Source organism: Faecalibacterium sp. IP-1-18 (assembly GCF_023347355.1).
Lineage (GTDB): Bacteria > Bacillota > Clostridia > Oscillospirales > Ruminococcaceae > Faecalibacterium > Faecalibacterium prausnitzii.
The window spans coordinates 271,802-284,985 of sequence record NZ_CP094472.1; the positions used below are offsets into that span (position 1 = coordinate 271,802).

Here is a 13,184-nt window from a genome sequence, read left to right on the forward strand (position 1 = left end):
GGAGTTTAAGACAATGGGTAGAAGCATTAAAAAAGGACCTTTCGTCCAGGCTGCTCTTATGAAGCACGTTGAAGCGATGAACGCTTCCGGCAAGAAGCAGGTCATCAAGACCTGGAGCCGCGCCTCCACGATCTTCCCCGAATTCGTTGGTCACACCTTTGCCGTCCACGACGGCCGCAAGCATGTGCCTGTGTATGTGACTGAGGACATGGTTGGCCACAAGCTGGGTGAGTTCGTTCCCACCCGTACCTTCAAGGGCCACACTGGTAATTCTAAGTAATAGAGGGAGGAACACAACATGGAAGCTCGGGCAATTCTTCGTTATGCCCGCATTAGTCCTCGTAAGGTGTCTATCGTTATGGACCTGATCCGTAACAAGCCCCTGGACGAAGCGCTGGCAATCCTGCAGTACACCCCGAAGGCAGCTTGTGAGCCCCTTCTGAAGCTGGTGAAGTCTGCAGCCGCTAATGCGGAAAACAACTTCAATATGGACAAGAACAACCTCTACGTCGCCGAGTGCTTTGTTTGCCCCGGCCCGACGCTGAAGCGCATGATGCCTCGTGCACAGGGCCGCGGCTACCGCATCCTGAAGCGCACCAGCCACATGACCGTTGTTCTGAAAGAGAAAGAGTAAGGAGGGAAAACAATGGGCCAGAAAGTAAATCCGCACGGCATTCGTGTCGGCGTTATTAAAGACTGGGACAGCCGCTGGTTTGCCTCCAAGAAGGATTTCAGCGATAACCTCGTCGAGGATCACAAGATCCGCACTGAGCTGAAGGCTCAGCTGAAGGACGCTGGCGTCCCCAAGATCGAGATCGAGCGCACTGTGGATCCTTCCACTTCCGCTCCTCGCGTTAATGTTAACATCTACTGCGCTAAGCCCGGTATGGTCATCGGCAAGGGCGGCGAAGAGCGCATCGCCCTGCAGAACAAGCTGACCAAGGAGTATGGCAAGACCGTTATCGTCAATGTCATCGAGGTGAAGAGCCCCTCCACCAACGCACAGCTGGTTGCTGAGGACATCGCTCGTCAGCTGGAGAACCGCGTCACCTTCCGTCGTGCTATGAAGCAGTGCATGCGCAATGCCATGAGCCCCCGCGATCGCGCAACCGTTCCCGCAAAGGGCATCAAGGCAATGTGCTCCGGCCGTCTGGGCGGCGCTGATATCGCCCGCACCGAGAGCTACCACGAGGGCACCATCCCCCTGCAGACCCTGCGCGCCGACATCGACTACGGCTTTGCAGAGGCTGCTACCACCTACGGCCGCATCGGCGTTAAGGTGTGGATCTACAAGGGCGAGGTCCTCAAGAGCGCAAAGACCGCTCCTAAGAAGGAAGGAGGCAACAAGTAATGTTACTGCCTAAGCGTGTTAAGTACCGCCGCGTTCAGCGCGGCCGCATGACCGGCAAGGCTACCCGCGGCAACGTGGTGTGCCAGGGTCAGTACGGCCTTGTTGCTCTGGAGCCGGCATGGATCTCCTCCAAGCAGATCGAGGCTGCCCGTGTTGCCATGACTCGTTACATCAAGCGTGGCGGCAAGGTTTGGATCAAGATCTTCCCCGATAAGCCCGTGACTGAAAAGCCCGCTGAGACCCGCATGGGCTCCGGTAAGGGCTCTCCCGAATACTGGGTTGCAGTCGTGAAGCCCGGCCGCGTGATGTTCGAGCTGGCAGATGTCGATGAGGCAACTGCTCGCGAGGCTCTGCGTCTGGCTATGCACAAGCTGCCCATCAAGTGCAAATTTGTTGTCCGTGAGGACTCCGTGAAGGAGGATGGCACCAATGAAGGCTAATGAACTCCGCGAAATGCAGACCGCAGAGCTGACCAGCAAGCTGGCAGATCTGAAGGCTGAGCTGTTTAACCTGCGCTTCCAGCATGCCATCAACCAGCTGGAGAACCCCGGCCGCATCGAAGCAGTCAAGAAGGACATCGCCCGCGTGATGACCGTTCTGGCTGAGAAGCAGTAAGGAGGTTAAACGATGGAAGAACGTAATCTGAGAAAGACCCGCGTCGGCGTTGTCGTGTCCGACAAGATGGATAAGACCATCGTGGTTGCCGTTAAGGATAGCGTGCAGCACCCCCTGTACAAGAAGATCCTGAAGCGTACCGTGAAGTTCAAGGCTCGTGACGAGCAGAACGAGTGCGGTATCGGTGACCGTGTTGAGATCATGGAGTGCCGCCCCCTGAGCAAGGATGTGCGCTGGCGCCTGGTCCGTATCGTTGAGAAGGCAAAGTAATCTTTGCCCGCTGCTTTGAACAGTTTGAAAGGAGATATCTGATATGGTTCAGATGCAAACTTATCTCAAAGTTGCCGACAACACCGGTGCCAAGGAGCTGATGTGCTTCCGTGTGCTGGGCGGCACCCGCAAGAGATACGCAAACATTGGTGACGTCGTGGTCTGCTCTGTCAAGAAGGCAGCCCCCGGCGGCTCCGTTAAGAAGGGCGACGTCGTCAAGGCTGTCATCGTGCGCAGCAAGCATGGCGTGCGCCGCGACGACGGTTCCTACATCCGTTTTGATGAGAACGCCGCCGTTATCGTTATGGCCGACAAGAACCCCAAGGGTACCCGTATCTTTGGACCTGTTGCTCGCGAGCTGCGTGATGCCGGCTACACCAAGATCCTGAGCCTGGCTCCGGAATCGCTGTAAGGAGGTTTTAAAAATGAATAATCTTCATGTTAAAACCGGCGACAACGTGATGATCATCAGCGGCAAGGACAAGGGCCACACTGGTAAGGTCCTGCAGGTCAGCCCCGCTGAAGGCAAGGTCATCGTTGAAGGCCAGAACATGGTTACCAAGCACGTCAAGCCTCGCCGTCAGGGCGAGCAGGGCGGCATCGTCAAGGCTGAGGGTGCTATGTACGCATCCAAGGTCATGCCCGTCTGCCCCAAGTGCGGCAAGGCCGTGCGTGTGGGCCACGTCGAAAAGGACGGCAAGATGGTTCGCGTCTGCAAGAAGTGCGGCGCTGAGCTGTAAGAAAGGAGTAAGGAACAATGGCTCGTTTGAAAGAACAGTATGTCAATGAAATTGCTCCTGCTCTGAACTCCAAGTTCGGTTACAAGAGCGTTATGCAGATCCCCAAGCTGGACAAGGTCGTCATCAACGTTGCCTGCGGCGAAGCCAAGGAAAACGAGAAGATCCTGGAAGCAGTTATGAAGGATCTGGGCCAGATCACTGGCCAGAAGGCAGTCGTCTGCCGTGCCAAGAAGAGCGTTGCTAACTTCAAGCTGCGCCAGGGCACCCCCATCGGCTGCAAGGTCACCCTGCGTGGTGAGCGTATGTACGAGTTCGTGGATCGCTTCTTCAACGTGGCTCTGCCCCGTGTCCGCGACTTCCGCGGCATCAACGGCAACGGCTTCGACGGTCGCGGCAACTTTGCCTGCGGCATCAAGGAGCAGATCATCTTCCCCGAGATCGAATTCGAGAAGGTCGATGCTGTCCGCGGCATGGATGTCTGCTTCGTCACCACCGCCAAGACTGATGAGGAGGGCAAGGAGCTGCTGAAGGCTCTGGGCGCTCCCTTCGCAGAGAACAACTAAGGGAGGAGATTTGTACAATGGCTAAACTGTCTATGAAGCTGAAGCAGTCTCGTCCTGCTAAGTTCTCTACCCGTGCATACACCCGCTGCCGCATCTGCGGCCGTCCCCACTCCGTGCTGCGCAAGTACGGTGTGTGCCGTGTGTGCTTCCGTGAGCTGGCCTACAAGGGCGAGATCCCGGGCGTGAAGAAGGCTTCCTGGTAATTTACCAGAGGGCTGGATAGAATGTCGGATATCCGCCCCGGGGCAAACAACTTGTTTCGGGGCGGTATCATTATAAAACAAATGAGAGCTAATCTAAGGAGGTTAGTGGCAAATGCAGATTACTGATCCTATCGCGGACCTGCTGACTCGCATCCGCAACGCTAGCACTGCCAAACACCCTTCTGTAGAGATCCCCGCTTCCAACATGAAGAAGGCTATCTGCCAGATTCTGGTTGACGAGGGCTACATCAAGGGTATGCAGGTCAAGAACGACACTGTTCAGGGCACCATCGTTGTCACCCTGAAGTACCAGGCTAACGGCGAGCCCGTTATCGCTGGTCTGCGCCGTGTGTCCAAGCCCGGCCTGCGTATCTACACCAACTGCGAGGATATGCCCAAGGTCATGAAGGGCCTGGGCACCGCAATCATTTCCACCTCCAAGGGCATCATGACTGACAAGGCTGCACGTGCTGAGCACGTCGGCGGCGAAGTCCTGGCCTACGTGTGGTAAGAAAGGGGTAAAAGACAATGTCGAGAATTGGAAGAAAACCCATCGTCATTCCTGCCGGTGTCACTGTCACTGTCGATGAGGCAGCACACACTGTCGCCGTCAAGGGCCCCAAGGGCAGCCTGAATTCCAACTATCATCCCCTGATGACCGTTAAGGTCGAGGGCAATGAGGTTTTGGTTACCCGCCCCAATGACGAACCCAAGGCCCGCAGCCTGCACGGCCTGACCCGTACCAACATCGCCAACATGGTGAACGGTGTTGTGAACGGCTACGAGAAGAAGCTGGAGATCGTTGGCGTTGGTATGCGCTGCCAGAAGCAGGGCTCCAACCTGGTCATGAACCTGGGCTTCTCTCATCAGGTGAATATCCCCGATACCGAGGATTGCACCATTGTGTGGCAGGATCCCAACCACTTCTCTGTTACCGGTATCGACAAGCAGAAGGTCGGCCAGTATGCTGCAGAGATCCGCGGCAAGAAGCCGCCTGAGCCGTACAAGGGCAAGGGCATCCGCTACGCCGGCGAGGTCGTCAAGCACAAAGAAGGCAAGGCCGGTAAGGGCAAGAAATAAGGTAAGGAGTGAAAGACAATGGTTAAGCAGATCGACAAGAACGAAGCTCGTCTTCGTCGTCATCGCCGCGTTCGCAACAAGATCAGCGGCACCGCAGCACGTCCTCGCCTGGATGTTTTCCGCTCCGCCAAGCACATCTACGCTCAGATCATCGATGATGAGCAGGGCGTTACTCTGGTGTCGGCGTCCACTATGGACAAGGACTTCAACGGCAACGGCGGCAACGTCGAGGCCGCTGCTGAGATCGGCAAGAAGGTTGCAGCAAAGGCTCTGGAAAAGGGCATCACCGAGGTCGTGTTCGACCGTGGTGGCTACGTTTATCATGGCCGTGTTAAGGCCCTGGCTGATGGCGCCCGTGAGGGCGGCCTGAAGCTGTAATGAGAGGAGGAAACACATTATGGCTATGAGAAACCGTGAAGACGACGGCATGATCACCAAGGTTGTGTCTATCAACCGCGTTTCCAAGACTGTCAAGGGCGGCCGCATCATGAAGTTTGCTGCTCTGGTTGTCGTTGGCGACGGCAAGGGTACCATCGGCTACGGCATCGGCAAGTCCGGTGAAGTTCCCGAGGCTATCCGCAAGGGTGAGGCCGCTGCCAAGAAGAACATGCACAAGGTTGCCCTGAAGGGCACCACCATCCCCCACGAGATCGTCGGCAAGTACGGCGCAGGCGCTGTTCTGCTCAAGCCGGCTGCACCCGGTACCGGTATGATCGCCGGCGGCCCCGTGCGTGCCGTCATTGAGGCTGCTGGCATCAAGGACGTTCGTGCGAAGTCTATGCGTTCCAACAACCCCATCAACGTTGTTGCTGCTACCTTTGCAGGTCTGTGCGGTCTGGTCAGCGCCGAGTCTGTCGCTGAGAAGCGCGGCAAGACCGTGAAAGAAATTCTGGGTTAAGGAGGTAACTAACCATGGCAGATAAGATGCTCAAGATCGAGCTGAAGAAGAGCCTGATCGGCCGCGGCGCTAAGCAGATCGCTACCGCTGAGGCTCTGGGCCTGAAGAAGCCGGGCGACGTTACCGTTCAGCCTGACAACGCCGCTACGCAGGGCAAGATCGCAAAGATCGGCTTCCTGCTCAGCGTCACCGAAGCCTAATAGCAGGGGGTATACGCACAATGAAGCTTCATGAATTGCACGCCAGCAAGGGCGCCAACAAGCCTGTGACCCGCAAGGGCCGCGGCATTGGCTCCGGCAATGGCAAGACTGCCGGCTTCGGCAGCAAGGGCCAGAAGGCCCGTTCCGGCGTGAAGCACGCTGGTTTCGAGGGCGGTCAGATGCCTCTGGCACGCCGCCTGCCTAAGGTTGGCTTTAACAACATCTTTGCTACCCAGTATGCCATCGTCAACGTGGCTGATCTGGAGGCTGCTTTCAATGCCGGCGATGTCGTCGATACCGAGGCTCTGAAGGCTAAGGGTCTGGTCAAGAAGACTCTGGACGGCGTTAAGGTTCTGGGCAACGGCGAGCTGACCAAGGCTCTGACCGTGAAGGCCGCAGCCTATTCCGCTTCTGCCAAAGAGAAAATCGAGAAGGCAGGCGGAAAGGCTGAGGTGATGTAAGGTGTTCCAGACATTCCGTAACGCATGGAAGATCCCCGAGCTTAAAAATCGTCTTCTGTTCACGCTGGCGATCCTCGTGGTTTACCGTCTTGGCTGTGCCATCCCCGTGCCGTTCGTTTCCGGCTCTGCTCTGACGCAGATGTTTGCAAACGGCGATATGCTCTCGTACCTCAATATGATGAGCGGCGGCGCACTGGCAAGATGCACGCTCTTCGCGTTAGGTGTGACACCCTATATCAACGCCTCTATTATTGTGCAGCTGCTGACTGTAGCCATTCCTTCGCTGGAAAATCTGGCAAAGGAAGCGGATGGCCAGCAGAAGCTGCAGCAGATCAACCGGTACGCCGGTGCCGTGGTCGCACTGATCATGAGCATTGGCTACTACTTCGTGATCCGCAATATGGGTGCACTGAAGTATGTTTCCGGCGCAGTCGGCGTGTTCGCCGCTGTGGTCATCATCGCCACCTTCGTTGCAGGTGCTCAGCTGATCACCTGGGCGGGCGAGCAGATCGATGACAAGGGCATCGGCAACGGTGTTTCCCTTCTGATCTTCGCCTCCATCGTTTCCAACTGGTCCTCGCTGTACACCTCTGTGACGGGTCTGCTGACCCGCGCAGCGGCTGGCGAGCCTCAGTTCTATATCCTGCTGCCCGTTCTGGTAGTTCTGGCACTGGTCGCTGTGGTCTTTGTGGTGGTCATGACCAACGCAGAGCGCCGCATTACCATCCAGTACGCCAAGCGTGTGGTGGGCCGGAAGCAGATGGGCGGCCAGAACAGCTACCTGCCCCTGAAGCTGAACATGAGCGGCGTCATGCCCATCATCTTCGCTTCGGCACTGGTGTCCATCCCGGGCACCATCGGCAGCTTTTTGCAGATTGATCAGACCGCTCACCCGGTCTGGTATGCGTTCTTCCATACCTTCAACTACACCTCCTGGCTGTACGTTGTGATCTACCTGCTGCTGATTTTGGCATTCAACTACTTCTATGTGGCCATCCAGTACAACCCTGTTGAGATCGCCAACAATCTGCGCCGCAATAACGGCTCGATCCCCGGCTTCCGTCCCGGTAAGCCGACCAGCGATTTCATCACCCGCACCCTGAACAAGATCACCCTCATCGGTGCCATCTTCCTGGCTGCGGTGGCTGTACTGCCGATCATTCTGGGCAACCTGACCGGTATGAGCATTCAGCTGGGCGGTACCAGCCTGCTGATCGTGGTTGGTGTGGCACTGGATACCACCCGCAGCCTCGATAGCTTTATGACCATGCGCAACCACAAGGGTTTCCTTGGCTGATCTGAAGCAATAAAGATGTAAGAAAGCACTGGAAAGGAGAGTACGCTCATACTTTTCAGTGCTTTTTTGCTTTTTGTACGTATGTTTCTATAAAGCAACATATAAGAAAGGAAGCGATCCTATGAATCTGATCCTGTTGGGCGCACCCGGCGCAGGCAAAGGCACGCAGGCCGAGATCATCTGCGCAAAGCTGAACATCCCTTCCATCAGCACCGGCAACATCCTGCGCGCTGCTGTCAAGGAGGGCACCGAGATGGGTCTGAAGGCCAAGAGCTTTATGGACGCCGGTGCGCTGGTGCCCGATGAAGTCATCATCGGCATCCTGAAGGAGCGTCTGGCACAGGCTGACTGCGCCAACGGCTTCATTCTGGACGGCGTGCCCCGCACCATTGCGCAGGCAGAGGCCATCGAGACCATGGGCATCCGCATCGACAAGGTGCTGGAACTGCAGGTTGAGGACAGCGTGATCGTGGAGCGCATGAGCGGCCGCCGCGTCTGCGAGAAGTGCGGCGCAAGCTACCACATCCTGAACAAGAAGAGCAAGGTGGAGGGCGTCTGCGACCTGTGCGGCGGCAAGACCGTCATCCGCAAGGACGACCAGCCCGCAACCGTGCTGGATCGTTTGAAAGCCTACCATGAGCAGACCGAGCCGCTGGTGGAGTTCTACCGCACCCGCGGCAAGCTGGCAGAGATCAAGTTCTGCCCCTCTATCGAGGAGACTACGGCTGAAGTCATGAAGGCTTTGGAGGCATAAGCGTGATCCAGATCAAAAATGCAAAAGAGCTGGACGGTATGCGCCGGGCAAACGCCCTGAGCGCAGCTGCCCTGAAGTACGGCGGAGAGCACATCGAAGCAGGCATGACCACTTGGGAGCTGGACAAGCTGATCTACGACTTCATCGTGAAGCACGGCGGCATCCCCAACTTCAAGGGTCTGTACGGTTTTCCCGGTACAGCCTGCATCAGCCTGAACGATACCGTCATCCACGGCATCCCCTCTCACGATATCGTCATCCGCCCGGGTGACATCGTGAGCATCGACACCGGTGCCAAGGTGGACGGCTTCAACGGCGACAACGCCTGCACCTACGCGGTGGGCAAGGTGGACTTGGAAGCCCAGCGCCTGCTGGAGGTGACCAAGGCTTCTCTGTACAAGGGCATCGGGCAGGCCGTGGCGGGCAACCGCATCGGTGATATCGGCTACGCCGTGCAGAGCTACTGTGAGGACGCGGGCTTCTCTGTGGTGCGTGACTTTGTGGGTCACGGCACCGGCAAGGAACTGCACGAGGACCCCGAGGTGCCCAACTACGGCCATCAGGGCCGAGGGCCCCGTCTTGTGCCCGGCATGACCATCGCCATTGAGCCGATGATCTGTCAGGGCGACTACAAGATCAAGCAGCTCAGCGACGGCTGGACTGTCAAGACCAAGGACGGCGGACTGGCTGCTCACTTTGAGCACTCTATCGCCATCCTGAAGGACCGCACCGAGATCATGACCCGCAGCTGGGATGATCCGGATTTTGACCCGGCCACCTTCAGCCTGAAGTAAGCAACCTTTATAAAGGAGCCGCTGCACGGATGATGTGCGGCGGCTTCTTTCTCTTTTCACTCCTGCAATTTGTGCAATTGTGACAAGTTTTCGTGAAAAAGTTTCACCTTCACGGTGGAGAAACGCGAAAGGAGGACGGGACGGAAAAGAGCTTTTATACAGAATAATTTTTTATCGGAAATACGGAAAAAACCTCTTGCAAATTGACAACAAAAGGTGTATAATTTATAAATGGCTGTGGAAGCCAGATACTTCCTCGACGGACAGGCTCAGTCTGCCCGTTTTGCGGATTTTGTGCCGCAGGAGATGAAGTATGTGGCGCTCATCGCCACCTGTCCGTCTGGGAATCGGCGTGAAAGCTCTTGAAAAGAGAAGCGGCAAACTGCACAAAAACGGGCGCAGGCACGGAAGAATGCAGTGCTTTCTGTTTTTGGAGCGGGAGCACCGATGCTCAATTATGACAAACTGAGCAGATCCAATGAGGAGGCAAATAGCTTGTCTAAAGAAGACGTCATCGAGATCGAAGGCATTGTGCGTGAAGCCATGCCCAACGCCATCTTTAAGGTGGAAATGTTGAGCGAGGATAAGAACACCGGGAAGCTCACTCCCAGCGGTCACATCCTCTTAGCGCACATCTCCGGCAAGCTGCGGACCAATTTCATCCGTATCCTGCCCGGGGACAAGGTAACCGTGGAAATGTCGCCCTATGATCTTTCTAAGGGCCGCATCACCTGGCGCTCCAAATAAGCGTCAGGGCATCAACCAAAAGGAGGTTCAACATCATGAAGGTCAAGCCTTCCGTGAAACCCATCTGCGAAAAGTGCAAGGTCATCCGCCGCAAAGGCCGCGTGATGGTCATCTGCCAGAACCCCAAGCACAAGCAGCGCCAGGGCTAATTCGGGCGCCTGGGGGTCAAGTGCGTAGAGTCCCGGCGCAGACCCCGACACTGACATGGGATGATTTTTGGAGGAAACTACTATGGCACGTATTGCCGGCGTTGACCTGCCCCGCGAGAAGCGCGTTCAGGTGGGTCTCACCTACGTTTATGGTATCGGCCAGACCACTGCTAACAAGATCCTGGAAGCAACTGGCATCAACCCCGATACCCGCGTCAAGGATCTGACTCTGGACGAAGAGGCTAAGATCCGTGACTACATCGATCAGGCAAACATCCTCGTTGAAGGCGACCTGCGCCGCAACGTGGCTCTGGACATCAAGCGTCTGGTCGAGATCCAGTCCTTCCGTGGCACCCGCCATCGCAAGAATCTGCCCTGCCGCGGCCAGCGCACCAAGACCAATGCTCGTACCTGCAAGGGTCCCAAGCGCACTGTCGCAAACAAGAAGAAGTAAGGAGGATTTGAGAAATGGCAAGTGCAAATAACGCCAAGAAGGGCGCAAATGTCCGCATGAAGCGGAAAGAGCGCAAGAACATTGCTGCTGGTCAGGCTCACATCCAGTCTACCTTCAACAATACTGTCGTTACCATCACCGACCTGCAGGGTAATGCAGTGTCTTGGTGCTCCTCTGGCTCCCTGAACTTCCGTGGCAGCCGCAAGAGCACCCCGTTCGCAGCTCAGTCCGCTGCCGAGACCGCAGCTAAGACTGCGATCGAGCACGGCATGAAGACTGTTGAAGTTTACGTCAAGGGCCCCGGCGCTGGCCGCGAGTCCGCTATCCGTGCGCTGCAGGCTACCGGTCTGGAAGTCACCCTGATCAAGGACGTGACTCCCATCCCCCACAACGGCTGCCGTCCCCCGAAGCGCCGTCGTGTCTGATCGAAGGAGGAAATTGAATTATGGCAAAGAATACGCAGCCTATCGCAAAGCGTTGCAAGGCCCTGGGCATTTCTCCTGCGGTCATGGGCTATGCAAAGAAGAATACCACCCGCAACTCCAACGGCAACGTCCGCAAGAAGCAGTCTGAGTACGCATCTCAGCTGAAGGAGAAGCAGAAGGTCAAGTTCATCTACGGCGTTCTGGAGAAGCAGTTCCACAACGCTTACCTGAAGGCAGAGTCTCGCCCCGGCAAGACCGGTGAGAACCTGCTCCAGATCATGGAGTGCCGTCTGGACAACGTCGTGTTCCGTCTGGGCTTTGCTCAGACCCGCCGCGATGCTCGTCAGCTGGTGTCTCACGCTCACTTCACCGTCAACGGCAAGAAGGTCAACATCCCCTCTTACCAGGTGAAGGCCGGCGATGTGATCGAAGTGCGCGAGTCCAGCCGCAGCTCTGCAAAGTTTGCAAAGCTGACCGGTGCCGAGGCTCCCGTCGTGGCTCTGCCCGCATGGCTGAACCGCGAGACCGGTTCTCTGAAGGGCGTTGTCGCTAAGCTGCCCGAGCGCAGCGATATCGACTACGAAGTCGCAGAGCACCTCATCGTCGAGCTGTACTCCAAGTAATCCATTAAGAAGGCAGTGCCTTCCTTTTGGATGGCACGCTTTCGCATTCTTTTTTGAAAGAATTCAATAATGGGCCGGTGGAAACACCGGTTTGACAAGGAGGGCATAGATATGATGGAGATTGAACGTCCCAAGATCGAAACGGCAAGCCTGTCCCCGGACGGCCGCTACGGCAAATTCGTGGCAGAACCTCTGGAGCGTGGCTTTGGCATCACACTGGGCAATAGCCTGCGTCGTGTGCTTCTTTCCTCTCTGCCCGGTGTCGCCGTGACCAGCGTCAAGATTGACGGTGTGGTCCACGAGTTCTCCACCATTGAGGGCGTCAAGGAAGACGTTACCGAAATTGTCCTGAACCTGAAGGGTATCGCTGCAAAGCTGTACACCGATGGTCCGAAGACAGTGCGTGTTGAGGCAGTTGGTCCCTGTGAGGTCACTGCTGACAACATCAAGCAGGGCGACGACATCGAAATTCTGAACCCTGAGTGGCACATTGCAACTCTGGGCGAGGGTGCCAAGCTCGTTATGGAGCTGACTTTCGACAAGGGTCGCGGCTATGTGCCCGCAGAGCGCAACAAACAGGCTATCATCGAGAAGAACGATATCAACACCCTTCCCGTTGACAGCATTTACACCCCTGTGCTCAAGGTGAATTATAACGTCGAGAGCACCCGTGTTGGACAGGCCATTGATTACGACAAGCTGACCATTGAGGTTTGGACTGATGGCACGATCAACGCACAGGAAGCCGTTTCTCTGGCTGCCCGTGTGCTGACCGAGCACCTGAACCTGTTCGTCAACCTGTCGGACGAGGCCGCCGGCGCTGAGATCATGGTAGAGAAGACCAACGACGACAAGGAGAAGGCTCTGGAGATGACCATCGAAGAGCTGGATCTGAGCGTGCGTTCCTTCAACTGCCTGAAGCGCGCAGGGATCAACACGGTGGAAGATCTGGTCAGCAAGAGCGAGGACGAGATGATGAAGGTCCGTAACCTCGGTCGCAAGAGCTTGGAGGAAGTCATGGCTAAGCTGGACTCCCTCGGCTTCAAGCTGAACACGGATGACGAATAACTAAAATAATTTAAGGAGTGAAACGGGATGCCCGGTACCAGAAAGCTCGGTAGAACCAGCGACAGCCGCAACGCTATGATGCGCGCTATGGTTACCTACCTGTTAGAGAATGGCAAGATTGAGACCACTGTCACTCGCGCTAAGGACGTTCGTTCCATGGCCGAGAAGATGATCAGCCTTGGCAAGGCCAGCGACCTGCACACCAAGCGTCAGGTCTACGCCTACATCACCAAGGAAGATGTTGCAAAGAAGCTGTTTGACGAGATCAGCCCCAAGTACGCTGACCGCAACGGCGGCTACACCCGCATCATCAAGATCGGCGCTCGCCGCGGCGATGCAGCTGAGATGGCAGTTCTGGAGCTCGTCTGATCCTGCTCTGACTGTTTGATACAGTAACAAGAGAAACCATTGCACAGCTTTTGTGCAGTGGTTTCTTTTTTTGTGTTTTACCCCCTCAGTCGCGGCGCGCATTCAAAATCGTCCCACGCGCAA

Annotated in this window: 27 protein-coding genes; all 27 read left to right on the forward strand. The window is 56.4% G+C overall.

The window, feature by feature from the left end:
- Positions 1-13 precede the first annotated feature (13 nt).
- The 27 genes from rpsS to rplQ all read left to right on the forward strand — a co-directional run bounded on the left by rpsS (position 14) and on the right by rplQ (position 13,061).
- On the forward strand, positions 14-280 hold the full coding sequence (gene rpsS, locus MTP43_RS01255; protein ID WP_005921883.1) for a 30S ribosomal protein S19: 267 nt from the start codon (positions 14-16) through the stop codon (positions 278-280).
- A gap of 18 nt (positions 281-298) precedes the next feature.
- Positions 299-634 (forward strand): 50S ribosomal protein L22, encoded by a 336-nt coding sequence (gene rplV, locus MTP43_RS01260; RefSeq protein WP_097785327.1) that lies wholly within the window; start codon positions 299-301, stop codon positions 632-634.
- A 12-nt stretch (positions 635-646) separates the two neighbouring features.
- The gene (gene rpsC / locus MTP43_RS01265) at positions 647-1,351 is read left to right on the forward strand and encodes a 30S ribosomal protein S3 (protein WP_005921881.1); all 705 of its coding nucleotides are present in this window, start codon (positions 647-649) and stop codon (positions 1,349-1,351) included.
- On the forward strand, positions 1,351-1,791 hold the full coding sequence (rplP, locus tag MTP43_RS01270) for a 50S ribosomal protein L16 (protein WP_005921880.1): 441 nt from the start codon (positions 1,351-1,353) through the stop codon (positions 1,789-1,791). The genes rpsC and rplP overlap by 1 nt, the downstream gene beginning before the upstream one ends.
- Positions 1,781-1,966 carry a 50S ribosomal protein L29 gene (gene rpmC, locus MTP43_RS01275; protein WP_005921879.1) on the forward strand — a complete coding sequence of 62 codons (186 nt, stop codon included), beginning with the start codon at positions 1,781-1,783 and terminating at the stop codon, positions 1,964-1,966. The genes rplP and rpmC overlap by 11 nt, the downstream gene beginning before the upstream one ends.
- A gap of 12 nt (positions 1,967-1,978) precedes the next feature.
- The gene (gene rpsQ / locus MTP43_RS01280; RefSeq protein WP_005921877.1) at positions 1,979-2,236 is read left to right on the forward strand and encodes a 30S ribosomal protein S17; all 258 of its coding nucleotides are present in this window, start codon (positions 1,979-1,981) and stop codon (positions 2,234-2,236) included.
- Positions 2,237-2,279: 43 nt separating this feature from the next.
- Positions 2,280-2,648 (forward strand): 50S ribosomal protein L14, encoded by a 369-nt coding sequence (gene rplN, locus MTP43_RS01285; protein WP_005921875.1) that lies wholly within the window; start codon positions 2,280-2,282, stop codon positions 2,646-2,648.
- Positions 2,649-2,661: 13 nt separating this feature from the next.
- Positions 2,662-2,976 carry a 50S ribosomal protein L24 gene (gene rplX / locus MTP43_RS01290; protein ID WP_005921872.1) on the forward strand — a complete coding sequence of 105 codons (315 nt, stop codon included), beginning with the start codon at positions 2,662-2,664 and terminating at the stop codon, positions 2,974-2,976.
- A gap of 17 nt (positions 2,977-2,993) precedes the next feature.
- On the forward strand, positions 2,994-3,539 hold the full coding sequence (gene rplE, locus MTP43_RS01295) for a 50S ribosomal protein L5 (RefSeq protein ID WP_005921869.1): 546 nt from the start codon (positions 2,994-2,996) through the stop codon (positions 3,537-3,539).
- A 17-nt stretch (positions 3,540-3,556) separates the two neighbouring features.
- Positions 3,557-3,742, forward strand: a complete 186-nt coding sequence (locus tag MTP43_RS01300) for a type Z 30S ribosomal protein S14 (RefSeq protein ID WP_005921866.1) — start codon at positions 3,557-3,559, stop codon at positions 3,740-3,742.
- 112 nt (positions 3,743-3,854) lie between these two features.
- Positions 3,855-4,253 (forward strand): 30S ribosomal protein S8, encoded by a 399-nt coding sequence (gene rpsH, locus MTP43_RS01305; RefSeq protein WP_005921861.1) that lies wholly within the window; start codon positions 3,855-3,857, stop codon positions 4,251-4,253.
- Between the two features lie 17 nt (positions 4,254-4,270).
- Positions 4,271-4,822 (forward strand): 50S ribosomal protein L6, encoded by a 552-nt coding sequence (gene rplF / locus MTP43_RS01310; RefSeq protein ID WP_005921858.1) that lies wholly within the window; start codon positions 4,271-4,273, stop codon positions 4,820-4,822.
- An 18-nt stretch (positions 4,823-4,840) separates the two neighbouring features.
- A complete protein-coding gene (gene rplR / locus MTP43_RS01315; protein WP_005921856.1) occupies positions 4,841-5,200 on the forward strand; it encodes a 50S ribosomal protein L18 in 360 nt (119 codons plus the stop codon).
- Positions 5,201-5,219: 19 nt separating this feature from the next.
- Entirely contained in the window at positions 5,220-5,720 is a 501-nt protein-coding gene (rpsE, locus tag MTP43_RS01320) for a 30S ribosomal protein S5 (protein WP_005921854.1), read from the forward strand.
- 14 nt (positions 5,721-5,734) lie between these two features.
- A complete protein-coding gene (gene rpmD / locus MTP43_RS01325) occupies positions 5,735-5,920 on the forward strand; it encodes a 50S ribosomal protein L30 (protein ID WP_005921851.1) in 186 nt (61 codons plus the stop codon).
- Between the two features lie 20 nt (positions 5,921-5,940).
- A complete protein-coding gene (gene rplO, locus MTP43_RS01330; RefSeq protein WP_005921848.1) occupies positions 5,941-6,381 on the forward strand; it encodes a 50S ribosomal protein L15 in 441 nt (146 codons plus the stop codon).
- 1 nt (position 6,382) lies between these two features.
- Positions 6,383-7,678 (forward strand): preprotein translocase subunit SecY, encoded by a 1,296-nt coding sequence (gene secY, locus MTP43_RS01335; RefSeq protein ID WP_005921845.1) that lies wholly within the window; start codon positions 6,383-6,385, stop codon positions 7,676-7,678.
- A 121-nt stretch (positions 7,679-7,799) separates the two neighbouring features.
- Positions 7,800-8,432, forward strand: coding sequence for an adenylate kinase (locus MTP43_RS01340; RefSeq protein ID WP_005921841.1), 633 nt, complete (start codon positions 7,800-7,802; stop codon positions 8,430-8,432).
- A 2-nt stretch (positions 8,433-8,434) separates the two neighbouring features.
- Positions 8,435-9,226 carry a type I methionyl aminopeptidase gene (map, locus tag MTP43_RS01345; protein ID WP_005921840.1) on the forward strand — a complete coding sequence of 264 codons (792 nt, stop codon included), beginning with the start codon at positions 8,435-8,437 and terminating at the stop codon, positions 9,224-9,226.
- 231 nt (positions 9,227-9,457) lie between these two features.
- Entirely contained in the window at positions 9,458-9,592 is a 135-nt protein-coding gene (locus MTP43_RS14395) for a hypothetical protein (protein WP_005921838.1), read from the forward strand.
- A gap of 129 nt (positions 9,593-9,721) precedes the next feature.
- A complete protein-coding gene (infA, locus tag MTP43_RS01350) occupies positions 9,722-9,973 on the forward strand; it encodes a translation initiation factor IF-1 (protein WP_005937979.1) in 252 nt (83 codons plus the stop codon).
- Between the two features lie 35 nt (positions 9,974-10,008).
- Positions 10,009-10,122, forward strand: coding sequence for a 50S ribosomal protein L36 (gene rpmJ / locus MTP43_RS01355; RefSeq protein ID WP_005921832.1), 114 nt, complete (start codon positions 10,009-10,011; stop codon positions 10,120-10,122).
- An 82-nt stretch (positions 10,123-10,204) separates the two neighbouring features.
- On the forward strand, positions 10,205-10,576 hold the full coding sequence (gene rpsM, locus MTP43_RS01360; RefSeq protein WP_005921827.1) for a 30S ribosomal protein S13: 372 nt from the start codon (positions 10,205-10,207) through the stop codon (positions 10,574-10,576).
- Between the two features lie 14 nt (positions 10,577-10,590).
- Complete coding sequence (gene rpsK / locus MTP43_RS01365; RefSeq protein ID WP_005921825.1) at positions 10,591-11,001, forward strand: 30S ribosomal protein S11; 411 nt, start codon at positions 10,591-10,593, stop codon at positions 10,999-11,001.
- A 20-nt stretch (positions 11,002-11,021) separates the two neighbouring features.
- Entirely contained in the window at positions 11,022-11,624 is a 603-nt protein-coding gene (gene rpsD, locus MTP43_RS01370) for a 30S ribosomal protein S4 (protein WP_005921823.1), read from the forward strand.
- Positions 11,625-11,735: 111 nt separating this feature from the next.
- Positions 11,736-12,692 carry a DNA-directed RNA polymerase subunit alpha gene (locus MTP43_RS01375; protein ID WP_015537248.1) on the forward strand — a complete coding sequence of 319 codons (957 nt, stop codon included), beginning with the start codon at positions 11,736-11,738 and terminating at the stop codon, positions 12,690-12,692.
- Between the two features lie 27 nt (positions 12,693-12,719).
- Entirely contained in the window at positions 12,720-13,061 is a 342-nt protein-coding gene (gene rplQ / locus MTP43_RS01380; RefSeq protein WP_005921819.1) for a 50S ribosomal protein L17, read from the forward strand.
- The last annotated feature ends 123 nt before the right edge of the window (positions 13,062-13,184 follow it).

Excerpts from the sequence above, each read along its gene's own strand:
- rpsS (WP_005921883.1), top strand. The coding sequence starts at position 14 with ATGGGTAGAAGCATTAAAAAAGGACCTTTCGTCCAGGCTGCTCTTATG.
- rplV (WP_097785327.1), top strand. The coding sequence starts at position 299 with ATGGAAGCTCGGGCAATTCTTCGTTATGCCCGCATTAGTCCTCGTAAG.
- rpsC (WP_005921881.1), top strand. The coding sequence starts at position 647 with ATGGGCCAGAAAGTAAATCCGCACGGCATTCGTGTCGGCGTTATTAAA.
- rplP (WP_005921880.1), top strand. The coding sequence starts at position 1,351 with ATGTTACTGCCTAAGCGTGTTAAGTACCGCCGCGTTCAGCGCGGCCGC.
- rpmC (WP_005921879.1), top strand. The coding sequence starts at position 1,781 with ATGAAGGCTAATGAACTCCGCGAAATGCAGACCGCAGAGCTGACCAGC.
- rpsQ (WP_005921877.1), top strand. The coding sequence starts at position 1,979 with ATGGAAGAACGTAATCTGAGAAAGACCCGCGTCGGCGTTGTCGTGTCC.
- rplN (WP_005921875.1), top strand. The coding sequence starts at position 2,280 with ATGGTTCAGATGCAAACTTATCTCAAAGTTGCCGACAACACCGGTGCC.
- rplX (WP_005921872.1), top strand. The coding sequence starts at position 2,662 with ATGAATAATCTTCATGTTAAAACCGGCGACAACGTGATGATCATCAGC.
- rplE (WP_005921869.1), top strand. The coding sequence starts at position 2,994 with ATGGCTCGTTTGAAAGAACAGTATGTCAATGAAATTGCTCCTGCTCTG.
- MTP43_RS01300 (WP_005921866.1), top strand. The coding sequence starts at position 3,557 with ATGGCTAAACTGTCTATGAAGCTGAAGCAGTCTCGTCCTGCTAAGTTC.
- rpsH (WP_005921861.1), top strand. The coding sequence starts at position 3,855 with ATGCAGATTACTGATCCTATCGCGGACCTGCTGACTCGCATCCGCAAC.
- rplF (WP_005921858.1), top strand. The coding sequence starts at position 4,271 with ATGTCGAGAATTGGAAGAAAACCCATCGTCATTCCTGCCGGTGTCACT.
- rplR (WP_005921856.1), top strand. The coding sequence starts at position 4,841 with ATGGTTAAGCAGATCGACAAGAACGAAGCTCGTCTTCGTCGTCATCGC.
- rpsE (WP_005921854.1), top strand. The coding sequence starts at position 5,220 with ATGGCTATGAGAAACCGTGAAGACGACGGCATGATCACCAAGGTTGTG.
- rpmD (WP_005921851.1), top strand. The coding sequence starts at position 5,735 with ATGGCAGATAAGATGCTCAAGATCGAGCTGAAGAAGAGCCTGATCGGC.
- rplO (WP_005921848.1), top strand. The coding sequence starts at position 5,941 with ATGAAGCTTCATGAATTGCACGCCAGCAAGGGCGCCAACAAGCCTGTG.
- MTP43_RS01340 (WP_005921841.1), top strand. The coding sequence starts at position 7,800 with ATGAATCTGATCCTGTTGGGCGCACCCGGCGCAGGCAAAGGCACGCAG.
- MTP43_RS14395 (WP_005921838.1), top strand. The coding sequence starts at position 9,458 with ATGGCTGTGGAAGCCAGATACTTCCTCGACGGACAGGCTCAGTCTGCC.
- rpmJ (WP_005921832.1), top strand. The coding sequence starts at position 10,009 with ATGAAGGTCAAGCCTTCCGTGAAACCCATCTGCGAAAAGTGCAAGGTC.
- rpsM (WP_005921827.1), top strand. The coding sequence starts at position 10,205 with ATGGCACGTATTGCCGGCGTTGACCTGCCCCGCGAGAAGCGCGTTCAG.
- rpsK (WP_005921825.1), top strand. The coding sequence starts at position 10,591 with ATGGCAAGTGCAAATAACGCCAAGAAGGGCGCAAATGTCCGCATGAAG.
- rpsD (WP_005921823.1), top strand. The coding sequence starts at position 11,022 with ATGGCAAAGAATACGCAGCCTATCGCAAAGCGTTGCAAGGCCCTGGGC.
- MTP43_RS01375 (WP_015537248.1), top strand. The coding sequence starts at position 11,736 with ATGATGGAGATTGAACGTCCCAAGATCGAAACGGCAAGCCTGTCCCCG.
- rplQ (WP_005921819.1), top strand. The coding sequence starts at position 12,720 with ATGCCCGGTACCAGAAAGCTCGGTAGAACCAGCGACAGCCGCAACGCT.